Origin of the sequence: Sorangium sp. So ce204, assembly GCF_051526795.1 — a bacterium.
Classification (GTDB): domain Bacteria; phylum Myxococcota_A; class Polyangia; order Polyangiales; family Polyangiaceae; genus Sorangium; species Sorangium cellulosum_B.
Genome location: NZ_CP150317.1, coordinates 6,023,010 through 6,048,829 on the forward strand (window position 1 = coordinate 6,023,010; position 25,820 = coordinate 6,048,829).

Below are 25,820 nucleotides of genomic sequence, written 5' to 3' on the forward strand. Positions count from 1 at the left end.
GCTCACTCCGGTGCTCCTGGGACGGTTCTGAACGAGATGCGTGACGCCCTCGCGTCGCTGCTCGGGCTCGCACACGGCGGCTGATGCTCTGCCCCTGAAGAGACTCCTACCACCACACACGACATGACCTATCACGCCTTCAGCTCCGAGGACGCCAGCATTCACCGCTCGTTCGAGCTCCAGGCCGGGCGCACGCCCGGCGTCGTGGCCGCATCCTTCGGCCCTGACCGGCTCACCTATCAGGAGCTGAATCGCCGCGCGAACCAGCTCGCGCACCACCTGAGGAGCCTGGGCGTCGGCCGCGACGTCCTCGTCGCGCTCTGCGCCGAGCGCTCCCTGGAGGCGCTCATCGGGCTGCTCGCGGCGCTCAAGGCCGGCGGCGCCTATGTCCCTGTCGACCCCGCGTACCCGCGGGAGCGGGTCGCCTTCATGCTCGAGGACGCCGGGGCGCCCGTCCTGCTCACCCAGGCGCGGCTGCTCCCGTCGCTGCCGCGCCACGGGGCGCGCGTGGTCCTCCTGGACGGCGATCGCGAGTTGACCGCGGGCTTCAGCGGCGAGGACCCGCCGGACACCACGGGCCCCGACGACCTCGCCTACGTCATCTACACGTCGGGCTCGACCGGCAGGCCCAAGGGCACGCTGCTGACGCACCGCGGCCTCACCAACCTCACCCGCGCGCTGGCCGAGCGATTCGACGTGGCGCCGGGCTGCCGCGTGCTCCAGTTCGCGTCCCTCAGCTTCGATGCGTCGGTCTGGGAGATCGCGATGACGCTCGCCCGGGGAGGCACCCTGGTGATGGGGGCGCAGGCCGAGATGATCCCCGGGCCCGCGCTGCTCGATCGGATGCGCGCGGAGGAGGTGTCGATCGCGACCTTCCCCCCCTCCGCGCTCGCCGCCTTCCCCGAGGGCGCGGAGCGCTCGCTGCCCGCGCTCCGGACCCTCATCGTCGCCGGCGAGACCTGCCCCGCCGACCTCGCCGCGCGCTGGGCGCAGGGGCGCAGGTTCATCAACGCCTACGGTCCCACCGAGTTCACCGTGTGCGCCACGATGGCCGACGGGCTCGACCCGGTTCGGGACCCCGGCGAGCCCCTCTCCATCGGCCGGCCGATCAGGAACGCGCGCTGCTACGTGCTCGACCATGCCATGCGCCCGGTCCCGGACGGCGAGGCCGGCGAGCTCTACCTCGGTGGACCCGGGCTGGCCCGGAGCTACCTGGGACGGCCCGAGCTCACGGCGGCGCGGTTCGTCCCCGATCCGTTCAGCTCCACCCCGGAGGCCCGGCTCTACCGCACGGGGGACGTGGTGCGCCGCCTGCCCGGCGGCGATCTCGCCTTCCTCGGGCGCGTCGACCAGCAGGTGAAGATCCGCGGCCACCGCGTCGAGCTCGGCGAGGTCGAGGCCGCGCTTGGGCGCCACCCCGCCGTCCGCGCGGCGGTGGCCGTCGCCAGCGAGGGCCGCCTCGTCGCCTACGTCGTCGCGCGCCCGGACGCGCCGGACGCGCCCCCGGCCGCCCCCCGGGCCGTCGTGCCCGCGCTGCGCAGCTTCCTCCGCGAGAGCCTCCCCGAGGTCATGATCCCGTCGACGTTCGTGCTGCTCGACGCGCTGCCGCTCGGCCCCAGCGGGAAGGTGGACCGCGCGGCCCTGCCGCCGCCGGACGCCGCCCGACCCGATCGCGGCGACGGCGAGCCCCTCGCGCCGCGCAACCAGATCGAGGCGGCGATCGCCGCGGCGTGGGCCGAGGCGCTCGGGATCGAGCACCTCGGCGTCCACGACGACGTCTTCGACCTCGGGGCGCACTCGCTGCTCGCCGCGCGGGTGCTGTCGCGGCTGCGCCGCGCGCTCGGCGTCGAGCTCTCCCTGCAGAGCCTGTGCGACGCCCCCACGGCCGCCGCGCTGGCCGAGCTCGTGGAGTCGCTCCCCCGGCCGAAGCAGCGCCCGGCCGCCGCGGCCATCCGGCCTGCGCCGCGCGACCGGCCCATCCCCCTCTCGCACGGGCAGCGGCAGATCTGGCTCCACGCCTCGCTCCACCCGGGCGCGCTGTTCTACAACGAGCCGTTCTCCCTGCGCCTCCGCGGGGCCCTCGACGTCCCGGTCCTGGGGCGCGCCCTCGACGAGCTCCTCAGGCGCCACGAGATCCTGAGGAGCGTCGTCGCGGTCGTCGGCGGCGAGCCCGTGCAGCAGATCCTGCCCCCGGCGCCGCTCGATCTGCCGGTCGTCGAGCTGACCGCGCTGCCGGCGCTATCGGCTGAAGCGCGGTGGGGGCGCGCCGTCGCGCTCGCCACAGACGAGGCCCGGCGCCCGTTCGATCTCGCCCGCGGCCCGCTGCTCCGGGCCACGCTGGTCCGGCTCGACGAGGCCGACCACGTGCTGTTCGTGGTGGTGCACCACATCCTGATGGATGGAGTCTCCATCTTCGACGCGCTCCCGAGGGAGCTCCACGCGCTCTACCAGGCGTTCGCCGCGGGCAGGCCGTCGCCGCTGCCCGAGCGCGCGATCCACTACGCCGATTACGCGGTCTGGCAGCGGGAGCAGCAGCTGAGCGGCGCCCTCCAGCCGCAGCTCGATTACTGGAGGCGACAGCTCGCCGACCTGCCCACCCTGGAGCTGCCGACCGACAGGCCGCGCCCGGCCGCCCCGAGCCTCGCGGGGGCCCGCCACTGCGTCGCCCTGTCGCGGGAGCTCACGCTCCGGCTGAAGGCGCTGGCCAGGGAGCAGGGCGTCACGCTCTTCGTCGTCCTGCTCTCGGCCTTCAAGGCGATGCTCTACCGGTACGTGCGGCAGGACGAGGTCGTCGTGGGCACGTCCGCGTCGTGCCGCCACCCGCCGGAGACCGAGGACCTCCTCGGCTTCTTCCTGAACACGCTCGTGCTGCGCACCGACCTGCGCGGCGACCCGACGTTCCGGCAGCTGCTCGGGCGCGTGCGGGCGGTGAGCCAGGCCGCGCTCTCGCACCAGGACGTGCCGTTCGCCAGCGTCGTGCAGGCGCTCCAGCCGAAGCGGGTCCCCGGCCAGAACCCGCTGTTCCAGGTCGCCTTCGTGCTGGAGCCGCCCGTGCCGGCGCTCGATCCGGGCTGGACCCTGAGCCAGCTCGACGTGGACACGGGCGCGTCCAAGTTCGACCTGATGCTGGAGCTCGACGAGCGCGAGGACGGCATCATCGGGCGCATCGAGTACAGCACCGCGCTGTTCGACGCCCGCACCATCGAGCGGATGGCGGGCCACTACGAGGCCCTGCTCGAGGGCGCGTCGCGCGACGTCGATCTGCGCCTCTCGGCGCTGCCGCTGCTCACGCCCGAGGAGCGGAGCGCGCTCCGCGCGTGGGGCACCGCCCCGGCCGGCCCCGGGTCGGACGCGTGCATTCACCGCCTCTTCGAGGCCCAGGTCGAGCGCTCTCCCGAGGCCGTCGCGGTCGTCTTCGACGACGGCGCGGGCAACGTCACGTCGCTCACCTACCGGGAGCTGAACCGGCGGGCCAACCAGCTCGCGCACACCCTGCTCGGCCTCCGCGCGCCGGGGGCGCCGGGGGCGCCGGGGCCCGAAGCCGCGCCCGGCCCCGACGAGGGGGCCCTCGCGCGCACCGACGAGGGCGCCCTCGCGCCCGAAGACCGCGTGGCCGTGTGCATGTACCGGTCGATCGAGATGATCGTCGCGCTCCTCGGCGTGCTGAAGGCGGGCCTCGCCTTCGTGCCCCTGGATCCGACCTACCCCACCGAGCGCCTCGCGTTCATGCTGGAGCAGGCCCGGGTCCGCGTGATGCTCACCCAGGTGCGCGTCGGCGCGGTGCTGCCGGGGTGCCGGGCGCGCGTCCTCTGCCTGGACGCGGATCCCGAGGAGATCGGCCGGGCGCGCGACGACAACCCGACGGAGCTGGCGACGCCGGACCAGCTCGCCTATGTCATGTACACGTCGGGCTCCACCGGCCGGCCCAAGGGCGTGGCCGTGCCGCACCGGGGCGTGGCCCGGCTCGTCAAGGGCACGACGTACGCGCGCTTCGCGCCGGACGAGGTCTTCCTGCAGCTCGCGTCGATCTCCTTCGACACGTCGCAGTTCGAGATCTGGGGCGCGCTCCTCAACGGCGGCCGGCTGGTCGTCATGCCCCCCGCGCCCGCGTCGCTCGACGACCTGGATCGCGTGATCCGGCAGCACGGGGTGACCACGGTGTGGCTCACCGCCGGCGTCTTCCACCTCCTCGTGGACGAGCGGATCACGGCGCTGCGCGGCCTGCGCCAGATCGTGGCCGGCGGGGACGTCCTGTCCCCGCAGCACGTCAACCGGGTCCTCGCCGAGCTCCCGGGGTGCCGGATGATCAACGGCTACGGGCCCACGGAGGCCGCGACGTTCGCCTGCTGCGCCGCGGTGGAGCGCCCGGTCGGCCACACGGTGCCCATCGGAAGCCCGATCCCCGGCACGAGGGTGCACGTGCTCGACCGGGATCTCAACGAGGTCCCGGCCGGCGTCCCCGGGGAGCTCTGCATCGGCGGAGAGGGCCTCGCGCGCGGCTACCTCGATCTGCCGGAGCTCACCGCGGAGCGGTTCATCCACGATCCCATCGGCGGCGAGCCGGGAGGGCGGCTGTACCGGACCGGCGATCGCGTCCGCCTGATGCCGGACGGGCAGCTCGAGTTCCTCGGCCGCATGGATCAGCAGGTCAAGGTCCGCGGTTACCGGATCGAGCTCGGCGAGATCGAGGTGGTCCTCGGCGAGCACCCGGCCGTGCGCGAGGTGGTCGTGGTGGCGCTGCCGGCGCGCTCGGGCGACCGGCGCCTCGTGGCGTACGTCGTCCCGCACGGCGGCAGGGCCGCGGCGCCGCCCGCGCAAGCCGGGGCCCGCGCGCGCCCGTTCATGGCGGATCCGACCGGCGGGCTCGAGCGTGCGATCCGCGATCACGCGCAGCGGCGGCTGCCCGACTACATGCACCCCTCGGCCATCGTGCTGCTCGACGCGCTGCCCCTCACGGGCAACGGCAAGGTGGACCGCCGCGCCCTGCCGGCCCCCGTCGAGCTCCGCCCCGAGAGCGCGCCCATGGTGGCGCCGCGGAGCTCGCTCGAGGAGCGGCTCACCGCGATATGGCAGGACGTCCTCGGCATCGAGCGCGTGAGCGTGCAGGACAACTTCTTCGATCTGGGCGGCCACTCGCTGCTCCTGATGCGCCTCCACGAGCGCGTCCGGGAGTCGTTCGGCAGCGATCTCTCCATCGTCGATCTGTTCGCGCGCCCGACGGTCACCGATCTCGCCGCGTTCCTCGCGAGCGGCAGCGGCGGCGGGAGCGACCTCTCGGAGGCCGACGCCCGGGCGCTGAAGCAGCGAGAGATCCTGAAACGAAAGAAGCAGGCAGCCAAGAGCAGACAGAATGGATCCGCTTGATCAACCCGTCCCGGAGGACCAAATCGCGATCATCGGGATGGCCGGCCGCTTCCCGGGCGCGAGGAGCGTCGACGCCTTCTGGCAGAACCTGCGCGATGGGGTCGAGTCGATCGCGGCGCTCTCGGATCAGGATCTCGCCGCGGCGGGCGTGCCCCCGGAGGTGGCCTCGGACCCGAGCTACGTCCGCGCGCGGGCCGTGCTCGACGAGGTGGAGTGGTTCGACGCGGCCTTCTTCGGGATGACCCCGCGAGAGGCCGAGATCCTGGATCCGCAGCACCGCTTCTTCCTGGAGTGCGCGTGGGAGGCGCTCGAGCACGCCGGGTACAACCCCGAGGCGTTCAAGGGGACCATCGGCGTCTACGCGGGCGCGAGCGGCCACGACACGTATTTCCTGAGCAACCTTTACCCGAACCACGAGCTCAGGAAGGCGATGGACTATCAAGTCTACGTCGCCAACGACAAGGACTTCCTGCCCACGCGGACCTCGTACAAGCTGAACCTCCTTGGGCCGAGCGTCGCGGTCCAGACCGCCTGCTCCACCTCGCTCGTGGCCGTCCACATGGCCTGCCAGGCGCTGCTCACCTACCAGTGCGACATGGCGCTGGCCGGCGGCGTGGCCATCAACGTCCCCACGCGGTCGGGTTACCTGTACCGGCACGGCATGATCCTCTCGCCCGACGGGCGCTGCCGCGCGTTCGACGCCGAGGCGCAGGGGACGGTGGTCGGCAACGGCGCGGGCGTCATCGTGCTGCGCCGGCTCGAGGACGCCCTCGACAGCGGCGATCACATCGAGGCGGTGATCCGGGGCTCGGCCGTCAACAACGACGGCTCGGGCAAGATCGGGTTCACCGCGCCGGGCGTGGAGGGGCAGGCGCAGGTCATCGCGCAGGCCCTGGCGATGGCGAACACCGATCCCGAGACGATCAGCTACGTGGAGGCCCACGGCACCGGCACGCGCCTCGGGGATCCCATCGAGGTCGCGGCGCTCACCCGGGCGTTCCGCGCCCGGTCCCGCGGCCAGCGCAAGGGCTGGTGCGCGCTCGGCTCGGTCAAGCCGAACGTCGGGCACCTCGACGTCGCCGCCGGCATCACCGGCGTGATCAAGGTCGTGCAGGCGCTCCGCCACCGGCAGATCCCGGCCAGCCTGCACTTCAAGACGCCGAACCCGGAGATCGACTTCGCGAACAGCCCGTTCTACGTCAACGCGGCGCTCGCGGACTGGGAGCCCGGCGACGGGCCCCGCCGCGCCGGCGTGAGCTCGTTCGGCATCGGCGGCACCAACGCCCACGCCATCCTCGAGGAGGCGCCCCACGCGGCGGCGGCGCCCGGCGGGCGGTCCTGGCAGCTCCTCCTGCTCTCCGCCCGCACGAGGACCGCGCTCGACACGATCACCGAGAACCTCGTCGGGTACCTCAAGGCGCACCCGGACGTCAGCCTGCCGGACGTCGCGTTCACGCTCCAGGTCGGCCGCAAGACGTTCCCGCACCGGCGCATGCTCGTCTGCAACGACACAGACGAGGCGGTGAGCCTGCTGTCGACGCTCGGGGAGCGGCGGGTCCTCGCGCACGTCGAGGAGGCCATCGATCGCCCGGTCGTCCTCATGTTCCCGGGGCAGGGCACGCAGTACGCCGGCATGGCGCGGGAGCTGTACGAGCGGGAGCCCACGTTCTGCGCCGGCGTCGATCTCTGCGCGGCCATGCTCCAGCCCGAGCTCGGGTTCGATCTCCGCGAGGTGATCTACCCGCCCCCGGGGCGGGAGGCGGCGGCCGCGGAGCTGCTCAAGCAGACGCGCTTCGCCCAGCCCGCGCTCTTCGTGATCGAGTACGCGCTCGCCACGCTCTGGATGGAGTGGGGCATCCGGCCCGCGGCGATGATCGGCCACAGCCTCGGCGAGTACGTCGCGGCCTGCCTCGCGGGCGTCTTCTCGCTGGAGGACGCGCTGAAGATCGTCGCCCGGCGGGGCAAGCTGATGCAGGAGATGCCGCCGGGCGCGATGCTCGCGGTCCCGCTGCCCGAGGCCGAGGTGCAGCCGCTGCTCGACGAGGGGGGCGGCGCGCTCTCGCTCGCGGCCGTCAACGGGCCGGCCGCCTGCGTCGTGGCCGGGCCCGAGGACGCCGTCGAGGCGCTCTCCGACCGGCTCTTCGCCGAGCGCGAGCTGGAGTGCACGCGCCTCCAGACGTCGCACGCGTTCCACTCCGGGATGATGGAGCCGATGCTCGCGTCGTTCACCGCGATCGTGGCCCGCGCGCGCCCGAGCGCCCCGAAGATCCCGATCGCGTCGAACGTCACCGGCACCTGGCTGTCCGCGGCCGACGCGCAGGACCCCGGGTACTGGGCGAGGCACGTGCGCGAGCCGGTGCGCTTCATGGCGGGGCTCGGCGAGGTGCTCGCCGATCCGACGCGCGCCCTGCTCGAGGTCGGCCCGGGCCGGGTGCTCGCGACCCTGGCCAAGCAGCACCCCGCGCGGGGCGCCCGCCGGGTGATGCTCTCGTCGATCCGGCACGTCCACCACCGCCAGTCCGACATCGGGTTCCTGCTGGAGACGCTGGGCCAGCTCTGGCTCTCCGGCGTCCGCGTCGACTGGTCGGGCTTCTACACCCACGAGCCCCGCCGGCGCGTGCCCCTGCCGACCTACCCGTTCGAGCGGAAGCGGTACTGGATCGACCCGCCCTCGAGCGCAGCGCGCCGGCCGGCGCGCAGCGCGCCGGAGCCGGCCGGCCTGATCCACCTCCTGGCCTGGAAGCGCTCGGTGCTGTCGGGGTCGATGAAGGCGTCGGCCCGGCCGGCCAGGGCGCAGTGCTGCGTCGTCTTCGCCGACAGCTACGGGCTGGGCGCCCGGATGGAGATGCGGCTCCGCCGGGACGGCTACAAGGTCATCACCGTGCGGCCGGGCGAGGGCTTCGCCGAGACGGGCGAGGGCGAGTTCACCGTCGCCCCCGCGAGCCGCGCGGACCACGCGTCCCTCTTCGGCGCGCTGCGCGCGGCGGGCGTGTCCCCCTCGCGCATCATGTTCCTGTGGGGCGTGACCAAGCCCGCGCGCGCGCCGCTCGACGCCGGCCGCCTCGCGGAGGCCCAGCGGCTCGGGTTCGCCAGCCTCGTCGCGCTGGCCCAGGGGATCGGCGACGCGGGGATTCGCGACGAGGTGCGGCTCGGCGTCGTGACGAGCCACATGCAGAAGGTGACCGACGCGGCCGTGCTCTGCCCCGAGAAGGCCACGCTGCTCGGCCCGTGCGAGGCCATCCCCAGGGCGTACCCGAACGTCTCGTGCATCAGCGTCGACATCGACCTGCCGGAGCCGCGGACGCTGCAGGAGGCGAGGCTCATCGACCAGCTCCTCGCCGAGGTCACGCTGGAGCAGACCGAGCCCGTCATCGCCTACCGGAACGGGGAGCGCTGGGTCCGGATCTTCGAGCCCGCGCGCATGGACCGCGCCGAGGGCCTGCCGCCGCGCCTCCGGGAGGGCGGCGTCTACCTGATCGCCGGCGGGCTCGGGGCCGTCGGCTCCGCCCTCGCGGAGCACCTCGCGAAGGTCGCGCGCGCGAAGCTCGTGCTCGCGAGCCGGACGGCGCTCCCGCCCCGGGAGGCCTGGGACGGCCTCGCCGGCGCGGGCGCCTTCGACGCGCTACGCCGCAAGATCGGCGCGGTGCTCGAGATGGAGCGGCTGGGCGCCGAGGTGCTGCTCGTGACGGCCGACGTCACGCGGCTCGACGACATGCAGCGCGCGGTGGCCGAGGGGCTCCAGCGCTTCGGGCGGATCGACGGCGTGATCCACGCGGCGGGCGCCCGCCGCGCCGTGCCCCTCCAGCGCATGACGCGCGAGGAGGGCGAGGCGCTCCTCGCCCCGAAGCTCGACGGCGCGCTCGTCCTCGACGAGTCGCTCCGGGGCCTCCGGCCCGATTTCGTCGCGCTGTGCGCCGCGCGGACCGCGGGCGCCCGCGGGGCGGGCCTCGCGGGCCAGTGCGCCGCGACCGCCTTCCTCGGCGCCTTCGCGCAGCGGCGGGCCGCCGGTGACGGCCCGCTCACGATCGCGATCGAGTGGGACCCGTGGCAGCGGCAGGACGCCTCGCGCGGCAAGGATCCCGAGCCCGCGGCCGACTCGAGCGAGGGCGGCGCGGCCGCCGCGGAGGAGGGGATCTCGCGCGACGAGGCGCTCGACGCCTGGATGCGCGTCCTCACGAGCCCCACGCCCCACGTCCTGGTCCTGAAGCGGGAAGCGCAGGCCAAGCAGCGCCCCTCGGCCAGCTCGATCGCGCCGCCCTCGCGGGACGTCGAGTCCGAGGGCATCCCGAGATCGGTCCACCCGCGGCCCGACCTCGGCACGGCCTACGTGGCGCCGCGCGATCCGCTGGAGCGCGCCGTCGCCGAGACGTGGGAGAAGCTGTTCGGCATCGAGCGGATCGGCGTCCACGACGACTTCTTCGCGCTCGGCGGCGACTCGCTGCTCGCCGTCCAGCTCATCTCCCGGCTGCGCAGCGTCGTGAACATGGATCTCCCCGGCCACAGCCTGCTCAACGCGCCGACCGTGGCGGCCCTGGCCGAGCTCATCGCGCAGTCCGACTCGCCCTCATCCACCTCGCTGTCGAGGCGCTCTCCCGCGCGCCTCTTGCCCGCGTCGCTCGTGCGGATCAAGCCCGGCACCGGGCGGCCGCTCTTCCTGATGCACCCGGTCGGAGGGCACGTTTACTTCTACCACGATCTCGCCACCTGCCTGGACCCGGCGCAGCCCGTGTACGGGCTGCAGGCGCAGGGCATCGAAGGCAAGGCGCCGCCCTTGACCCGCGTCGAGGAGATGGCCGCGCGCTACCTCGAGGCGGTACGGCGGCACATCCAGCCGGAGGGCCCCTACGTGCTCGGCGGGTCGTCCTTCGGCGGGGTCGTCGCCTTCGAGATGGCGCACCAGCTCATCTCCGGGGGCGAGCGCGTCGCGCTTCTCATGATGATCGACACGCCCGCGCCCTCGGCGGTGTTCCCCGAGGATCTCGACACCCCCGAGCGCCTCGCCTACCTGATCAGCGGCGATGCGAGTCTCCCCGTCCCCGCGGAGGAGATCCGGCACCTCTCCCCGGACGAGCAGCTGCTCCACGTGCTCCAGCGCAAGAAGGGTGTCTCCCGGATGTTCCCGAAGCTGGCGCTCCAGGAGCTCGCCACGTTCCGCAAGATCGTCACCGCCAACCTGCAGGCGATGCTGCGCTATGTCCCCCGCCCCTACCCGGGTGACGTGCTCTTCTTCGAGGCGAGCGAGCGCGACGCCATGACCGTGAACAACCCGGCGCGGGGATGGCTCGATTTGATCCAGGGCCAGCTCACTGTCCACGAGGTCCCTGGCAATCACATCACCATGAATTTGCCGCCGAACGTGCAAGTCATGGCCGATCATCTGCGCGCGGCCCTCGAGACGGCGGGACATCAGGGCTGATGTTGACGCCCGGCCGGCGGGCTCTTTACCATGGGTGTGGAGCGGCGACGGCGACGGCGACGCCCCCGCGCGGTCGCGCGGGCTCGAGTGCGGCCAGGGCGCGCGGCGGAGGTGGAGAATGTCGAAGATCACCGCGGAGCAGGCGAGAGAGGAGCACGTCGCGCTCCTCAAGGCGTGGACGAAGGCGGTGGGGGCCGTCAAGGACTACGGCTTCCTCGATCGCCACCTGGCCGAAGGCTGGCGGTACGTCGATTACAACGGAGTGCAGCGCGGCAAGGACGAGTACCTGAAGCTCGTCGACAGCATGTTGACGTACACGCAGGAGCTCCGGCAGTGCGACGTGCGTATCGTCGGCGGGGACGTCGCTATCGTGAGCGGCGTCTACCGCTCGCGCGCCGAGCTCAAGGGCGGTGTCAAGCTCGATAACACCATCGCCTTCACCGCGGTCTGGGAGCTCAAGGGCGGTGAATGGAAAGCCCTCGTGCACCACACGACGAGGATCCCTGACGCGTCGTGATCGACGTGATCGACGTCCGCGCCGAGCGGATCGAAGCGCTCCGGCGGCCGGCGCCTCGCCGGCGAGGCCGGAGGAAACGTTGACAGGGATCCTGCTTCGAGTACCGTACACTCTGGATCGTCCTATCGACGATCACCAGGGCTCTCATGGATCTTCGCCGGTTCCTCACGCACGCGGTGCAGATCGCATCTGCGCTGTCGAAACTTCATAAGTCAGGCACCCTTCACCTGGACATCCGCCCCGCGAACCTCTCCGTGCACCCGGAGAGCGGGGAGGTGTCGCTCGACGGTGGGCTGGCCGTGGTGCGCGGCGATCTCGGCCTCTCCGACGAGACGAAGATCAACCCGGAGTCGCTGCCCTACATCGCGCCGGAGCGGACGGGCCGCGTCGACTGGCCGATCGACGAGCGCGCCGATCTCTACTCGCTCGGCGTCACGCTGTACGAGCTGCTCTCCGGCAAGCTGCCGCTCGACGCCGAGGACGCGCCCGCGTGGGCGCACGCCCACATCGCGAGGGCCCCTGTGCCGCTCGCGGAGCTGGTGCATGACGTGCCCCGGATCGTCTCCGAGATCGTGATGAAGCTCCTCGCGAAGTCTCCGGAGGAGCGTTATCAGACCGCCCGCGGGCTCTGGTCGGATCTCCTCATGTGCCAGACCGAGCTGGAGGAGCTCGGGATGATCGACTCGTTCCCGCTCGGGACGGCCGACATCCCGGACCGGCTGCAGCTCCCGACGAAGATCTACGGCAGGAGGCGCGAGCGCGCGATCCTGCTCGAGGCGTTCGAGCGTGTGGTCGCCACGGGCACGGCCGAGCTCGTGCTCGTCGCCGGGTACTCGGGCGTCGGGAAGACCTCGCTCGTGAAGGAGGTGCAGGCGCCCATCGTCCGCGAGCGCGGGGCGTTCATCTCCGGGAAGTTCGATCAGCTCCAGCGCGACATCCCCTACCGCACGATCGCCCAGGCGTTCGGGGAGCTCGTCCGGCAGATCCTGACGGAGAGCCCGCAGTCGCTCGCGGGGTGGAAGCGCCGGTTGAGCGACGCGCTCGGCGAGGAGGGGCGGGTCATCATCGACATCATCCCGCAGCTCTCGCTGATCCTCGGCGAGCAGCCGCCGGTGCCGCCGCTCGCGCCGAACGAGGCGCGCAGCCGCTTCGTCCGCGTGTTCCATGCGTTCCTCGGCGTGGTCGCGCGCAAGCGGCACCCGCTCGTGCTGTTCGTGGACGACCTGCAGTGGGCAGATCCCGCCAGCCTGAGGCTCATCCGCGACGTCGTCGCGGCGCCCGAGAAGCGGCACCTGCTCGTGATCGGGGCGTACCGCGACAACGAGGTGACCCCGTCGCACCCGCTCATGGAGGTGCTCCGGCAGATCCACGCCACGGGCGCGCGCGTCTCGACGCTCAGCCTCGACCCGCTCCCGCACGAGAACGTCCTCGAGCTCGTCACGGACACCTTCCGCTGCGAGGACGAGCTGGGGGCTCAGCTCACCAGGCTCCTCGTCCAGAGGACGGGCGGCAACCCGTTCTTCGTGGGCCAGTTCCTGACGGAGCTCTATCGCCAGAAGCTGGTCTGGGTCGATCCCGTGAGCGCCGTCTGGTGCTGGAACATCGAGGCCATCGCCGCGCAGAACCTGACCGACAACGTCGTCGACCTGGTGCTGGGCCGCCTCAGGCGGCTGGACGGCGAGACGCAGCGGGTCCTCTCCCTCGCCGCGTGCCTCGGCGCCCGCTTCGACGCCGAGGTCCTCTCGGCCATGTACGGCGAGTCGACCGAGACGACGCGCGCCGCCATCTCCCCGGCCATCCGCGAGGGGCTCGTGGCGCGCCGAGGCAGCACGTACAAGTTCCTCCACGACCGCGTGCAGCAGGCCGCGTACCTGCTCATCCGCGAGGGCAACCACGCCTCGACGCACCTGCGCATCGGGCGCCTGCTGCTCGTCCAGACGCCGGAGGAGGCGCTGGAGGACCGGCTGTTCGAGATCACGAACCAGCTGAACATCGGCGCCTCCTTCATCACCGATCCGGGCGAGCGGCGCAGGACGGCCGAGCTGAACCTCCGCGCCGGCAGGAAGGCGAGGGCCTCCGGGGCCTACGGCTCCGCGGTGGCCTACTTCGCCGCGGGCTGCGCGCTGATCGGGGAGGACGACTGGGCGGGAGCCGACGATCTGCTCGCCTTCGCGCTGCACCTCGATCTCGCCGAGAGCGCGTGCGTGAACGGGGAGTTCGATCGGTCCATCGACCTCTGCTCGGTGCTCCTCGAGCGCGCGCGCACGCAGCTCGACAAGGCGGCGGCCTACCGCGTCCTGATGCAGAACCACATGGCCCGGTCCGAGCATGACGCGTGCATCGGCGTCGGGCTGGAGTGCCTCGCGCTGCTCGGCATCAAGCTCGGGAGGCAGCCGGCCGACGAGGAGGTTGTCGCGGAGATCACGGCGCTGCGCGACGCGCTCCGCGATCGCACGGCTGACGAGATCCTCGGCCAGCCGAGGATGACGGCGCCGCCGATGCTCGCGGCGATGGGCGTGATGGCCGTGATGTACGCCTCGACCTTCTACACCGATCCGAACCTCAACGACCTCCTGGTCTGCCAGATGGTCCGGCTCAGCCTGCTCCACGGCAACGCGGAGCCGACCGGCATCGGGTACACGTGCCTCGGCAAGGCGCTCTGCCAGAAGCTCGGCGCGTACCAGGACGGCGACCGGATCGGCAGGGTGGGCTACGAGCTGACCGAGAAGATGAACGCGCTCGCCTACAAGCCCGAGGTGGCCAACCTCTATGGCTGTCTGATCTCGGTCTGGACGCGCCACATCGACACCGGGATCGCCTGCCAGCGCGTGAGCATCCAGGCCGCGAACGAGGTCGGGAACCTGACGTGGGGGAGCTTCAGCAACATCCAGCTCACCCTGAACGTGATCGTGCGGGGCGACCCGCTCGAGGAGGCGTACAAGGGCGCGGTGAGCGCGCTCGACTACGCGACGAAGGCGAAGATCACGTTCGCCGCGGACGCCGTGACGAGCATGCTGCGCCTGGTCCAGGCGATGAGGGGCGCCACGCGCCACCTCGGCACGATGAGCGCGGACGACTTCGACGAGCAGGCGTTCGAGGACCGCCTCGAGAAGGAGAGCTTCCCGAGCGTGCGGCTCGTCCATTACGTGATGAAGACCGCGCAGCACCTCCTGGCCTCCAACCCCGACGAGGCGGCCCTGGCCGCGGAGAAGGCGGAGCGCAACATCTCGGGGGGCAACGGGATGTTGTTCTCGGCCGAGTACCACTACTTCGGCGCCCTCGCCCGGGCGGCCCGCTTCTCCGGGGCCCCGGCCGAGGAGCAGGCCGGGCTCCGGCGGTCGCTCGCCGGCCACGAGGAGCAGCTGCGCGTCTGGGCCGAGAGTTGCCCCGACAACTTCGCCGGCAAACACGCGCTCGTAGCGGCGGAGCGCGCGCGCGTCGACGGCAGGCACGACGAGGCCGCGGCGCTCTACGATAAGGCGATCGTGGCCTTCCGCGAGTCCCGGTTCATCCACCAGGAGGCGCTCGCGAGCGAGCTCGCCGCCCGGTTCTACCTGGATCGCGGCTACAGCGGCCTGCCGGGGCTCTACCTGCGGGAGGCGGTGGCGTCGTACTCGCGCTGGGGCGCGAGCGAGAAGGTGAGGCAGCTCGAGCAGCGGCATGCGCTCGTCCTGAACCAGGAGCAGCGCCGCGCAACGAGCAGCGGCGTCATGACGATGGCGGCGGAGGCCATCGACGCGCAGACCGCGGTGAAGGTCTCGCGGTCGCTCTCGAGCGACATGACGCCGAAGGAGATGATGGAGTCGCTCATGCGGCTCGTCGTCGAGCACGAGGGGGCGGAGCGGTGCTGTCTCCTGCTCACCGGGGACGGCCTGCGGCTCGCCGCCGAGGCCGTGGTGGACCGCGACGGCATCAGCATCCGCGTGTACGAGCGGAGCACGGCGCCGCTCGCGACCCGCGTCCCGGCGTCGATCGTCAACTATGTCGAGCGGACGCGGGAGCGGGTGGTGCTCAGCGACGTCGGGGCGAGCGGCGCCTTCGCCGGGGACGAGTACCTCGTGCGCGAGCGGCCGAAGTCGGTGCTGTGCATGCCGCTCATGAAGAACCCCGGCGAGGTGGGCGGCCTCCTCTACCTGGAGAACCGGCTGGTCCACGGCGCGTTCATCCTGCGCCGGCTGCCGCTCCTCGAGTTCCTGGCCGCGCTGTCGCTGCAGAACACCGTGCTCCGCGGCGAGCTGGAGCAGGAGGCGCTGAAGGTCCAGCGGACCGAGGAGGCGCTGCGCCGGAGCGAGAGGGCGCTCCGGGATCTGGCGGAGTCGAGCGACGTCCCCACGTGAGGCGCGGGCCGCGCCGCCGCACCGGCGTGGTGTGGCGGCGCGGCGTTCAGGCGCTCTCGAGCATGTGGCCCACGCTGTCGAGGAACGGCCTGTCCGACACGGAGAGGTGGAGCTGCACGAACCGCCAGTGATCCCCGTGGCGCTCCACCGTGCAGGTCAGTCGGAGCGCGGGCAGGTCGAAGCGCACGCCGCCCATGGTGGCGTGGATACCGAAGCCGGCCGTCCCGGCGCAGGCGGCCGCTCCCCCGGCCAGCAGACGCACCTGGACATCGCCGGTGATCCTGCACACGAGGTCCTTCAGGATCTCGCTCTGCCGCCGGAACGAGGCCTCGATCTCGGCCCAGCGCGTGAAGTGCAGCTTGTCGTGTGTGCCGTAGAAGATCAGGGCATCGTCACGTACGAACATGTCGCATAACGCGTCCACGTCGCCTCGCTCGAAGGCGCGCGCGAACTCGACGAGCATCTGGCGAACCGAATCTTCTGGACTTGCCGGCTTTCTCTCCGAGGACTCCATGCGCTCCGCTGCTCCCGCACCGATCCGAGCCTGATCTCGGCCGAGCATACAGCACCCCGGAGGCGACGCGCGACGCGCGGCGCCCATGCGCGCTCCGCGAGCGCTCACCGCCTGATGTCGTACTTGTCCAGCTTGTAGAGCAGCGCGCGCCGCGAGATGCCGAGCCGCTTCGCCGCGCGCGTCTGGTTGTTCCCCTCGGCGGCGAGGGCGTCCTCGATGCTCCGCTTCTCCAGCTCGGCGAGGCGCGCCGGCATCGTCCCGCCGTCGGCGGAAGGCGGCGGCGCCCCCGTGCTCGACGGGGGCGCGCCCGCGCTGGCGGGGGGCGCGGCGCCCTCGGCGCCCTCCGCCACGGAGGCCGGAAGGTGCTCGACCTCGATGACGCCGCCCTCGGCCAGCACGACGGCGTGCTCCACCGCGTTGCGCAGCTCGCGCAGGTTGCCGGGCCACGCGTGCGCCTCGAGCGCCTGCATCGCCGCGGGCGCGAAGCGCGGCGCCCGCTCCCCCATGCGCCCGGCGACCTGCTGCGCGAAGCGATGCGCGAGCAGCGCGATCTCGGCGCGCCGCTCGCGCAGCGGCGGGACGCGGAGGACGAACGTGCTGATGCGATAGTAGAGATCCTGCCGGAACCTCCCGGCCGCCACCTCGGCCTGGAGGTCCCGGTGCGTCGCGCACACGACGCGCACGTCGAGCTCGATCTCCTGCGTGCCGCCGATCCGGGCCACGCGCCGGCTCTCGAGCACGCGCAGCAGCTTCGCCTGCATGGCGAGCGGCATCTCGCCGATCTCGTCGAGCAGCAGCGTGCCGCCCTGCGCCGCCTCGAAGTAGCCGATCTTGCGGCGATCCGCCCCGGTGAAGGCGGCCTTCTCGTGCCCGAAGAGCTCGCTCTCGAGCAGCGCCTCGGGCAGCGCCGCGCAGCTGAGCCGCACGAACGGGCCCCCGGCGCGCGGGCTTATGCGGTGGAGCTGCTCGGAGACGACCTCTTTCCCCGCGCCCGTCTCGCCGAGCACGAGCACCGTCGTCTGCGCGCGCGCGAGGCGCTGCACCACCTGGAAGACCTTCACCATCGCCTCGTCCGCGACGACGAACCCGGCGCCGGCGCCGGAGGGCGGGCCCTCCAGCGCCTCCGGCGCGGCCCCCGGCGGCGCCGCCTCGACGGGCGCCGGCGCCGCGATCGCGACGACGATCTCGGCCGGGCCGATGCGGATCACGTCGCCGCCGGCGAGGGGCCGTACGGCGTCGCGCAAGACGGCGCCGTTCACCGAGGTGCCGTTGCGGCTCCCGCAGTCGATGACCTCGATGGCGCCGCCGTGCCGCGCGACGATCGCGTGGTTGCGCGACACGCGGGCGTCGTCGACGCAGACCGCGGACTCCGGCGCGCGGCCGATCGCGACCACATCGCCTTCGGTCAGGTCGATCACCCGCGCCGCGCCGTCACCGGCGCGAACGATCAGGGAGGCCTGCCCCTGGGGCGTCCGCTCGCTGGGCGCGCTCTCCGCGGCGTCGAGCTCGGTCGCGATCTCGGCCGCGGCGCGCGGCGGCTCCGCGCTCGGCGGAGAAGCTTCCTGTCGACGAGGGTCTCGCTCCGCCATGCCGTTCGAAGGTTGCGCAAGTGTACGACGCTTGCGCAACCCGCGGCAACGGCAGCGCGCGCCACCGCGCGAAAGACGCGGAGCGCGCGCTGGTCCCCGCCTTGCAGTGCCTCTGCGGCGCGCACGGACCAGCGCCTCTACGGCGCGCGGAGAGGCTGAGGGAGCCGCGATCGCCGGGAGCCATCGCGCGGACCGCAGCGTCTGGAGGCGCATCGCGCCGACGTGCGCCTGGCTTCACCAACGACCAACACGACAGGAGACGAGCATGACTTATCCCATCCGACCGGCGTCCTCTCTCGCGATTCGCGGCGCCCTGCGCCACGCCCTCGTGAGCCTGGCCGCGACGCTCGCCGCCGCCGGGTGCGGCGCAGATGCGAGCTCCGACGCGGAGATCGCCTCGGCGGCGAGCGGCGATGCTGTCACCGGCGCCCTCACGATGACCTGCTCCAGGCTGACGGTGAGCCGGGGCAGCATCGGCGCCGGGCAGACGGCCGCCGCGCTCGCGACGGCGGAGCTCACGGGCCAGCAGGACGTGTGGAGCAAGTACGTCGAGTTCGCGCCCAACACGAGCGCGACGTGCGAGTACACGCTCCCCTCGGGCACCTCGGCGGCGCAGCTCGCGTCCCTCGCGCTGAGCGTGAATTACCGCGGCCCGGCGAAATCGGAGATGCGCTGGACCTTCGAGGCGTGGGACGCGGCCGCCCGCGCCTGGGTCGCTGTCGGCGACAACGCGTTCGCGCGCGACTGGTCCTGGACGAACGCGAGCCTGAGCCTGCCGGGGTCGCTCGGGCGGTTCGTGGCGGGCGGTACCCTCAAGATCCGGTACGCGACGAGCAGCTCCGCCGACAGCTCGATGCTCGACAAGCTCGTCCTCACGGGCACGACCAGCGGCGGCTCCACTGGCGCCGGCGGCTCAGGCGGCAGCGGCGGCTCAGGCGGCAGCGGCGGCTCCGGCGGCTCCGGCGGCAGCGGCGGCTCCGGCGGCAGCGGCGGCTCCGGCGGCTCCGGCGGCAGCGGCGGCTCCGGCGGCAGCGGCGGCAGCGGCGGCTCCGGCGGCTCCACAGGCACCGGTGGCTCCACCGGCGGCATCTGGGTTCCCGCGCCGGGGACAACATGGCAATGGCAGCTCACGGGCACCATCGACACAAGCCTCGATGTCGCCATGTACGATATCGATCTCTTCGACGCCCCGCAGGCGAAGATCGACACGCTGCGCGCGGCCGGGAAGAAGGTGATCTGCTACTTCAGCGCGGGGAGCAGCGAGGACTGGCGCGACGACGCGTCGAAGTTCCCCGCCGCGGCGCTCGGCAACCCGCTCGACGGCTGGCCGGGCGAGCGGTGGCTCGACACCCGCAACGCCGGCGTGCGCGACGTCATGAAGGCCCGGCTGGATCTGGCGGTGCAGAAGCGCTGCGACGGCGTGGAGCCCGACAACGTCGACGGCTACACCAACGGCCCCGGCTTCCCGCTGACGGCGGCGACGCAGCTCGATTACAACCGCTTCCTCGCCGCCGAGGCGCACGCGCGCGGGCTGTCCATCGGGCTGAAGAACGATCTCGATCAGGTGAAAGACCTGGTGGGGAGCTTCGACTGGGCCCTGAACGAGGAGTGCCACGAATACGACGAGTGCGAGATGCTCACCCCGTTCATCCGCGCCGGCAAGGCGGTGTTCCACGCGGAGTACGTCGACGCCTCGGGGGCAAACGCCGTCTGCGCCGCCACGAAGCCGCTCGGGCTCTCCACGCTGATCAAGAAGCTCGACCTCGACGCCTGGCGCATCGCCTGCCCCTGAGCCACGCGCCCCGCCGGCGCAGGGGCGCCGGCCGCGCACCCGCGGCCAGCGCCCTCGCCCGCTCAGCCCCTCACTGCGCCATCACCACGAGGGCCTGCGCTCCGGAGAAGCTCTGCTGTTCCGGCTGGTAATACGGGTGCGCCTCGGCGCCGCCGTCCTCCGCCCGGACAGGCATGGTCGCCTGCAGCCGGTAAGCGAAGGTGGCCGCGCGCCCCGCGGGGATCTCCTTCACGTAAAGGATCAGCTGCTTGCCCGTGATCTCGAACTTCGAGAGCTGGCCCGCCAGGATGTACTCCTGGAGATCCTCGGTCAGGAGCTGGAAGCCGGGCGGCAGCCCCACGGTCACGAGGACCATGTTCTGCACCGAGTCCGTCTTGTTCTGGACGCTCAGCGACGCCGTCACGATGTCGTCCACGTACAGCTGCGTCTTGTCGTACGTCACGCTGACCGCGAGCGGGCCTCCCGCGTCGCTCGGGACCGCGCTCCACGGCACGTTGTGGCGGCCCACCAGGTTGTAGCTGAGCTTCCCCTCCCCCGAGAACGCGATCGAGACGTCGTGCGCGCCCGCGGTCGCGAGGTGCGTGAGGTCGACCGTCGTCATGACGTCGGCCTGGTCCGCGCGCAGCGAGACCGTGCCCGCCGCCTCGCCGTCGACCGCGACGGTCACCGTCCCGGTGGCGCCCTCCGTCCCCTTGCTCGCGGCGAGGAGCAGGGTGCGCAGGCTCCAGATCGTCGCCTGGGTGGAGCCGAAGTTGCCGTTCGGGTCCTTCGACTGGGTCAGGAACTTCACGCCGCCGTCGGCGCTCGACCGGTGGGCGCCCGCGGAGAGCAGCGCGTGGGCCGCGAGCGCGGTGGTGGTGACCCTGGCGTCGTTCCCGGACTCGTAGAACGAGGTCTGCGTGCCGCCGTCATCCCAGTAAATTGCGTCTCCGTCCGCGGTCTTGCGCTGGTCCAGCGCGTCGAGCACCTGGTCCGTCAGCGCGCCGGAGGGGTCGGCCACGGCGAGCGCGTTGGCCGCGATCGCCAGGGTGTACAGGTCGTCGGTCGCCGGCTTCAGCGAGCGGCCCAGGTAGGCGAGCCCCGTCCCGATCTCGGGCCCCGCGTACCCCGCGCTCGCGAGCGCCCAGAGCACGAAGGCGCTGTTGCGGAGCGTGCCCGTGTGGAAGCTGAAGAACTCGGTCTGGTCGCCTTCCCACGTGCCGTCCGCCTTCTGCTGCCCGGCGAGCCAGTTGACGGTCCGGGCGAGCATCGCCTCGTCCACGGTGTGGACCTTGATCATGTCGGCGAACTCCATGACGCCGAACGCGGTGACCGACAGGTACGGATGCCCGTCCTGCTCGCCGAACCACGAGAAGCCGCCGCCCGAGTGCTCGAACGTGAGCAGTCGCTGGTACCCCGCCGAGATCAGCGACTCGGCCTTCATCTGGATCTCCGGGGTGATCTGGCCTGTCTGCTTCATGTACTGCGTGACGAGCACGTTGGGCCAGGTCGTCGAGGTGGTCTGCTCGAAGCAGCCGTTCGGGACCTGGAGCATACTGTCCATGCCGCTCACCACCTGCGACAGGAACGCGGGGTAGATCTCGAGATAAAGCTGGTTCGAGCCGGGGACCGCGTCCGCGGGGAACGACAGCGCGTGATCGGCGCTGCCCGCCGCGAGCATGCCTGACGCGCTCTCTGCGAAGGGCTTCCCGTCCGGGACCACGCGCACGGTGCGGGCCACCGCGTCGGCGCCCGCGCTGCCCCGCGCGGTGACCGTGAGCGAGTTGACGCCCACCGTGTTCACCTTCACCGGGAACCGGACGCCACGCACCTCGCCCGCCGCGAGGGACACCGTCGTCGACGTCGCGCCGAGCGGCGTGTACCAGCTCCCCGGCTCGAGGCTGAGATCGACCGTCTGCGGCGTCTCCAGGTAGTTGTAGACGGCGATCGGGAACTCGACCTCATCGCCGCGCGTGAGCGTCGCCGGGAAGCTCACGTCGACGAAGAAGTCCTGGAACACCTTGAAGCCGCTCTGGATGCCGCCGAGCTTGCCGTCGGTCGAGTTCGCCAGCGCCGAGAGCCGCCACTCGGTGATGCTGTCCGCGAGCGGGATGCTCAGGGTGGCCGTGCCGTCGGGGCTCGTGATCACGCTCGGGTTGACGTAGAGGGTCTCCGGGAACTCGCGCCGTACGCGCGGCCCGCCCCCGTTGTCGCCGCCGGAATCTGGGGTGGGATTCCCGGCCGAGCCGCCGCCCGCTCCGGTTCCTCCGGTCGCGGCGCCGTTGGCCCAGCCGCCGTCCGCGTCGCCGGGGATGCCCCCTTCTGCCCAGTCCTGCGGGGGCACCTGGATCCCGAGATCGCTGAACGTGAACGCGAACGTCGCGTCGTCCTGGCTCTGCTCCACCTCGTCGGGCCCCGACGATTGCAGCGTGAGCCCGCTCCAGCTGGAGGCCACCCGGTACGCGTTGCCCCACACGTCGAAGGCGCGCAGGCGCTCGGCGACGCGGTTCCCGAGCAGCTCGACGTACACGCCCTGCCCGTTGCAGCTGAACTGGGTGCCGTCGCAGCCGAGCGCCTTCAGCTCCCGCGCGGCGGCCGCGGCGGCCTCCGCGAGCCAGGGCCTCATCACGCCCTTCTGGCGCTCGTTGAACTGAGCGAGCTCCTCCGGCACCTTCGCCAGCACGGCGGGCCACGTGCGCGCCTGGAGGCCGGTGAGCGACGTGCCCGCGAGCGCGGCGAGCGAGGCCTGGGTCTTCACCTGCGCGGCCTCGGCCTGCTCGGGGTCCTCGCTCGCCGTCGCGTTGAACAGGAGGTCCTGGAGGTTCGCGGCCGGGCCGTGGATCTCGTAGCTCGGCTTCGCGAACTCGTCCTCCAGCTCGAAGTAGGTGCGGAGCAGCCCGGGCTGGGCGTCGACAAGCGCGAAGACGGCCTGATCGACCACCTGGACGCCGAGCGCGGCCACCTTCGGGTTCCCCGCGTCGTCCTTGACCGACAGCCGCAGCGTCGCCGTCTCCCCCGGCGCATACAGGGGCTTGTCGGCCTGGACCTCGACGCTCAGCGCGGAGTCGCCCCGCGCGAACACGGTGCGGCCGGAGCGGACCAGATTGCCATCGTCGTCGACAAGGTAGGCCTCGACCCGGTTGCTGCCGAGCAGGCCGGCGTCGACGGGCATGCTGAAATGGGCGCGCCCGCCCTCGAGCTCGAGAGAGCGCATGTCCACGGCCTGACCGTCGTTCAGCCAGTCGACGTAGACGCTGCCGGCCTCCTCGCTCGACTCGATGGTGACCTCGACCGTCTCGCCGGTCTCGTAGACGGCCCGATCGGTGCGCACGAGCAGGTGCTCGCCGCCGATCTGCGTGCCGAACGAGAACTTCCGCGTGACCGCCCGCTCTCCCACCGTCGCCCGCACCTCGAACGCGCCGTCCGCCGTGGCGACCGGCGGGGTGAAGCTCACCGCGGCCTGGCCGAAGGCGTCGGTGCGCGCCGTGAGCTGCGTGCCGTCCGGCGCCGTGATGACCGCCTCCGTATCGGCGAGCGGCGCCCCGAGCGGGTCGGTGACGAAGAGAAGAAGGGTGTTCGGGATCCCCGGGACGAGCTCGCGCGCCTCGGGCACGAGCACGATCGAGGCCGCGTCGGCGGCGACCTTGACCGGGATCGCCTTCGTGACCTCCTGCCCCGCCGTGTCCGCGACGGTGACGGTGAGCGTCACGGCCGCGTCGCCCTGCTCCAGCGGCAGGCCCGCGAGGCTCCGGGGGAGCGTCAGGCTGAACCCGTAATGGCCCTCGGCGTCGAGCTCGCCCACGATGCGCTGGAACGTCGTCTGACCGACGTCCAGCGACGCCGCCTCGATGGTCACGCCGCCGCCGGCGACGTTCTTGCCGAAGAAATAGCGCGCGTCGATGGTGCCGGTCAGCGTGTCACCCGCGGTGTACCAGGGCCTGTCGGTCCTCACGGCGACCTCGAACTTGGGCAGCGCGTACTGCCCCACGGTCACGACCTTCTCCGTCGTTGTCTCCCCGCTCACGAGGCGCACCTTGAACTCGCCGGTGTTCACGATGGATCCGATCCGGAACGTCGTCGCGGCGACGCCGTAGGCGTCGGTCACGATGGGCTTCTTGAAGATCTTGTTGCCCTTGCCGTCCTCCACCTCGAACGTGATCGCCTCGCGGACGAGCGGCGCGTTGTTCCCCCGCTCGAGCGCGAGCGCGCGCAGGTGGATCGTCTGGCCGGGCTTGTAGAGCGGCTTGTCGGTGGTGAGGAGCAGCTTCGGGCCGGGGCCCTCGACGGTGATGTTCGCTGTGAGGGCCGCGTTGACGCCGAAGCCGAGCGCCTGCGCGGAGACGGGGTGCGCGCCGAGCGCGCCGGGCTCCACCTCGAACACCGCGGCGCCGAGCGCGTCGGTCGTCCCGCGGAGCGGCCGCGCCCCCTCGCCCACCGCGAGCTCGACGCCCACGTTGGGCACCGGCTGATGGGAGAAAGCGTCGGTCGCGCGCACGCGGTAGCTCGCGGTGCGCCCGCGCACGACGCGCGCCGGCCCCTCGAGCTGCACGTCGTAGGGCGGGATGACGCGCAGGAGGCTCCGCGTGACGAGCAGCCCCTCCTCCGACCCGTCGTCGACGCGGACGAGGTACCGCGCGAGGCCCGGCTGCGCGCTCACGGCCGGCGCCGGGAGGCGCGCCTCCGCCGTCGTCGCCGTCCCGCCCGCGATGTCCAGGTCGACCTCGGTCGTGCCTTGTTCCCTGTCCGCGCCGAGATCGACGAGCGTGACGCGCAGGTGGCCGCTCGTCGCGCCGGCGGTCAGGTTGCGCACCGGGATCTGGAGGCGCAGCTCGCTCCCGTCGATCACGCCCAGCAGCCTCGCTTCGTCGATCTCGAGCGTGCCGTTCCGCGGTTGATCCGGGCGCCCGAGCGTCGTTGGCGGGGCATCATCGGAGGAGCACCCCGCCGCGAACGCGCTCGCCAGCGCCAGCGCGGCGAGCAGGTGGGGAGAGCTCCAGCGTCGGCGGAGAGCATCGAAGCGTACACGCATAAGTCCAAATCCTCCCGAGCGGCGCTGGCACATCCCCAGCGGCCGGCGCGTAGGTTGCATCCGCCGTACCAAGATGAACCACCGCCATCGAGCAGCAAATCCGCGGGAATAGACGTGGACCACGCGGACCGCGCGCGGAATGTGCGCCACCTTGTGCCAAGGTTCCGGCCCATCGGCGCCTCCACCGCGTGCGGGACTCCGTTCACATGGTGGAATCGCGACGCCTCTGTGACTCGATGGCTCGATGACGCGATGACGCGATGATTCGATGACGCGATGACTCGACAGGCCGAGGACCGCCGACCCCCCCGCAACGGCGAGGCCGCGCGGCGTGCCCGGCCCATGGGATGGGGTCGACCGGTCACGAGGGTCCGTGCCGTGCTCCCCTGGACATCGGGATCCGACCGTCTCAGGTTCTCGCGCGAGCGCAAGGCGCTTCGCCGCCGAGGAGGGGATCATGCAGATCGACTTCGAGATGCCCGTGATGGCCGACGGCGGCCTCGATGCGGGCGTGCTCGACCGCGTCCTGGTCGACCGAGAGCGGGGCGTGCTGACCCACGTGGTGCTCCGTTCTCCGCTGGCGAGCGAGGAGCTGCTGATCTCGATGGATCTCGTGCAGGGCACGGCGGACGGGCACCTCCGTTTACGGCCCGGCCGGGACGAGCTCCTGGCGCTGCCTCGGTACTACGACGGGCGGACGACGGCGCAGCCGCCGGGGCGCGTCGACACCTCGCTCGTGCCGCAGCCGCCCGAGCGGAGGCAGGAGCTGGAGGAGGCGCTCGGGGTCACGGACGATACGGTCGAGCTCGGCCCCGACACGCGGGTGATGACCACCGACGAGGCCGAGGCGCAGCTCGTGGGCATCGGCGCGAACGATCCTGGCAACGACATCTCGCGGCTCCGCGTGCGCGGCCCCGCGGGCGCCGAGGCCGACTTCCCCGCATCCTGGATCGACGTGATGCGCGAGGACGTGGTGGCGCTGAAGGTGACCCGGGACGATATCTTGCGCTCTCGTCCGGCGCCCAGACGCCGGGACGGAAACCTCGCCAGCCTCGAGGGGCTCTCGGGCATGGGCGGACGCGACGGCGACACGCCCGAGGAGGTGTTCGGAGCGAACTTCGTCGATGAGCTGCGCGGCAAGGGCGGTATGCTCCTCCGCGTGCCCGGCGCCGGCAGCCCCGCCGAGGCCGAGAGCAACCGCGTGGCGGCGCCCGTGGTGGAGGCGGGCCCGGAGCGGCGGTCCTCCTCGCGATGAGCTCGTGAGCCAGGCACGGCGGCTCTCC

General features: G+C 72.3%; 9 protein-coding genes. 6 read left to right on the forward strand and 3 right to left on the reverse strand.

Features of this window, described 5'->3' with window-relative positions; all coding sequences use genetic code 11:
* Positions 1–123: 123 nt before the first annotated feature.
* The 4 genes from WMF22_RS22365 (at position 124) to WMF22_RS22380 (ending at position 15,634) form a co-directional block, all read left to right on the forward strand.
* Positions 124–5,364 (forward strand): amino acid adenylation domain-containing protein, encoded by a 5,241-nt coding sequence (locus WMF22_RS22365; protein WP_438036960.1) that lies wholly within the window; start codon positions 124–126, stop codon positions 5,362–5,364.
* A complete protein-coding gene (locus tag WMF22_RS22370) occupies positions 5,351–10,780 on the forward strand; it encodes a type I polyketide synthase (RefSeq protein ID WP_438036961.1) in 5,430 nt (1,809 codons plus the stop codon). Before WMF22_RS22365 ends, WMF22_RS22370 begins: the two co-directional genes overlap by 14 nt.
* A gap of 118 nt (positions 10,781–10,898) precedes the next feature.
* A complete protein-coding gene (locus WMF22_RS22375) occupies positions 10,899–11,297 on the forward strand; it encodes a YybH family protein (protein WP_148313982.1) in 399 nt (132 codons plus the stop codon).
* 146 nt (positions 11,298–11,443) lie between these two features.
* Complete coding sequence (locus tag WMF22_RS22380) at positions 11,444–15,634, forward strand: ATP-binding protein (protein ID WP_437301063.1); 4,191 nt, start codon at positions 11,444–11,446, stop codon at positions 15,632–15,634.
* A gap of 46 nt (positions 15,635–15,680) precedes the next feature.
* Here the strand turns inward: WMF22_RS22380 and WMF22_RS22385 are convergent, their stop codons facing one another.
* The gene (locus WMF22_RS22385; RefSeq protein ID WP_434045970.1) at positions 15,681–16,097 is read right to left on the reverse strand and encodes a nuclear transport factor 2 family protein; all 417 of its coding nucleotides are present in this window, start codon (positions 16,095–16,097) and stop codon (positions 15,681–15,683) included.
* 155 nt (positions 16,098–16,252) lie between these two features.
* Positions 16,253–17,737 (reverse strand): sigma 54-interacting transcriptional regulator, encoded by a 1,485-nt coding sequence (locus WMF22_RS22390; RefSeq protein ID WP_438036962.1) that lies wholly within the window; start codon positions 17,735–17,737, stop codon positions 16,253–16,255.
* A gap of 265 nt (positions 17,738–18,002) precedes the next feature.
* On the opposite strand from WMF22_RS22390, the gene WMF22_RS22395 reads away from it, so the two are divergent.
* Positions 18,003–19,529, forward strand: coding sequence for an endo alpha-1,4 polygalactosaminidase (locus WMF22_RS22395; RefSeq protein WP_438036963.1), 1,527 nt, complete (start codon positions 18,003–18,005; stop codon positions 19,527–19,529).
* 70 nt (positions 19,530–19,599) lie between these two features.
* On the opposite strand, the gene WMF22_RS22400 is transcribed toward WMF22_RS22395, so the two are convergent.
* The gene (locus tag WMF22_RS22400; protein ID WP_438036964.1) at positions 19,600–24,537 is read right to left on the reverse strand and encodes an MG2 domain-containing protein; all 4,938 of its coding nucleotides are present in this window, start codon (positions 24,535–24,537) and stop codon (positions 19,600–19,602) included.
* Positions 24,538–24,994: 457 nt separating this feature from the next.
* On the opposite strand from WMF22_RS22400, the gene WMF22_RS22405 reads away from it, so the two are divergent.
* Positions 24,995–25,792 (forward strand): hypothetical protein, encoded by a 798-nt coding sequence (locus WMF22_RS22405; protein ID WP_438036965.1) that lies wholly within the window; start codon positions 24,995–24,997, stop codon positions 25,790–25,792.
* Positions 25,793–25,820 lie beyond the last annotated feature (28 nt).

Bases quoted from the DNA above. Each gene is read 5' to 3' on its own strand.
- WMF22_RS22380 (WP_437301063.1), top strand. From the start codon at position 11,444: ATGGATCTTCGCCGGTTCCTCACGCACGCGGTGCAGATCGCATCTGCG.
- WMF22_RS22390 (WP_438036962.1), bottom strand. From the start codon at position 17,737: ATGGCGGAGCGAGACCCTCGTCGACAGGAAGCTTCTCCGCCGAGCGCG.
- WMF22_RS22365 (WP_438036960.1), top strand. From the start codon at position 124: ATGACCTATCACGCCTTCAGCTCCGAGGACGCCAGCATTCACCGCTCG.
- WMF22_RS22375 (WP_148313982.1), top strand. From the start codon at position 10,899: ATGTCGAAGATCACCGCGGAGCAGGCGAGAGAGGAGCACGTCGCGCTC.
- WMF22_RS22400 (WP_438036964.1), bottom strand. From the start codon at position 24,537: ATGCGTGTACGCTTCGATGCTCTCCGCCGACGCTGGAGCTCTCCCCAC.
- WMF22_RS22385 (WP_434045970.1), bottom strand. From the start codon at position 16,097: ATGCTCGTCGAGTTCGCGCGCGCCTTCGAGCGAGGCGACGTGGACGCG.
- WMF22_RS22405 (WP_438036965.1), top strand. From the start codon at position 24,995: ATGCAGATCGACTTCGAGATGCCCGTGATGGCCGACGGCGGCCTCGAT.
- WMF22_RS22395 (WP_438036963.1), top strand. From the start codon at position 18,003: ATGACTTATCCCATCCGACCGGCGTCCTCTCTCGCGATTCGCGGCGCC.
- WMF22_RS22370 (WP_438036961.1), top strand. From the start codon at position 5,351: ATGGATCCGCTTGATCAACCCGTCCCGGAGGACCAAATCGCGATCATC.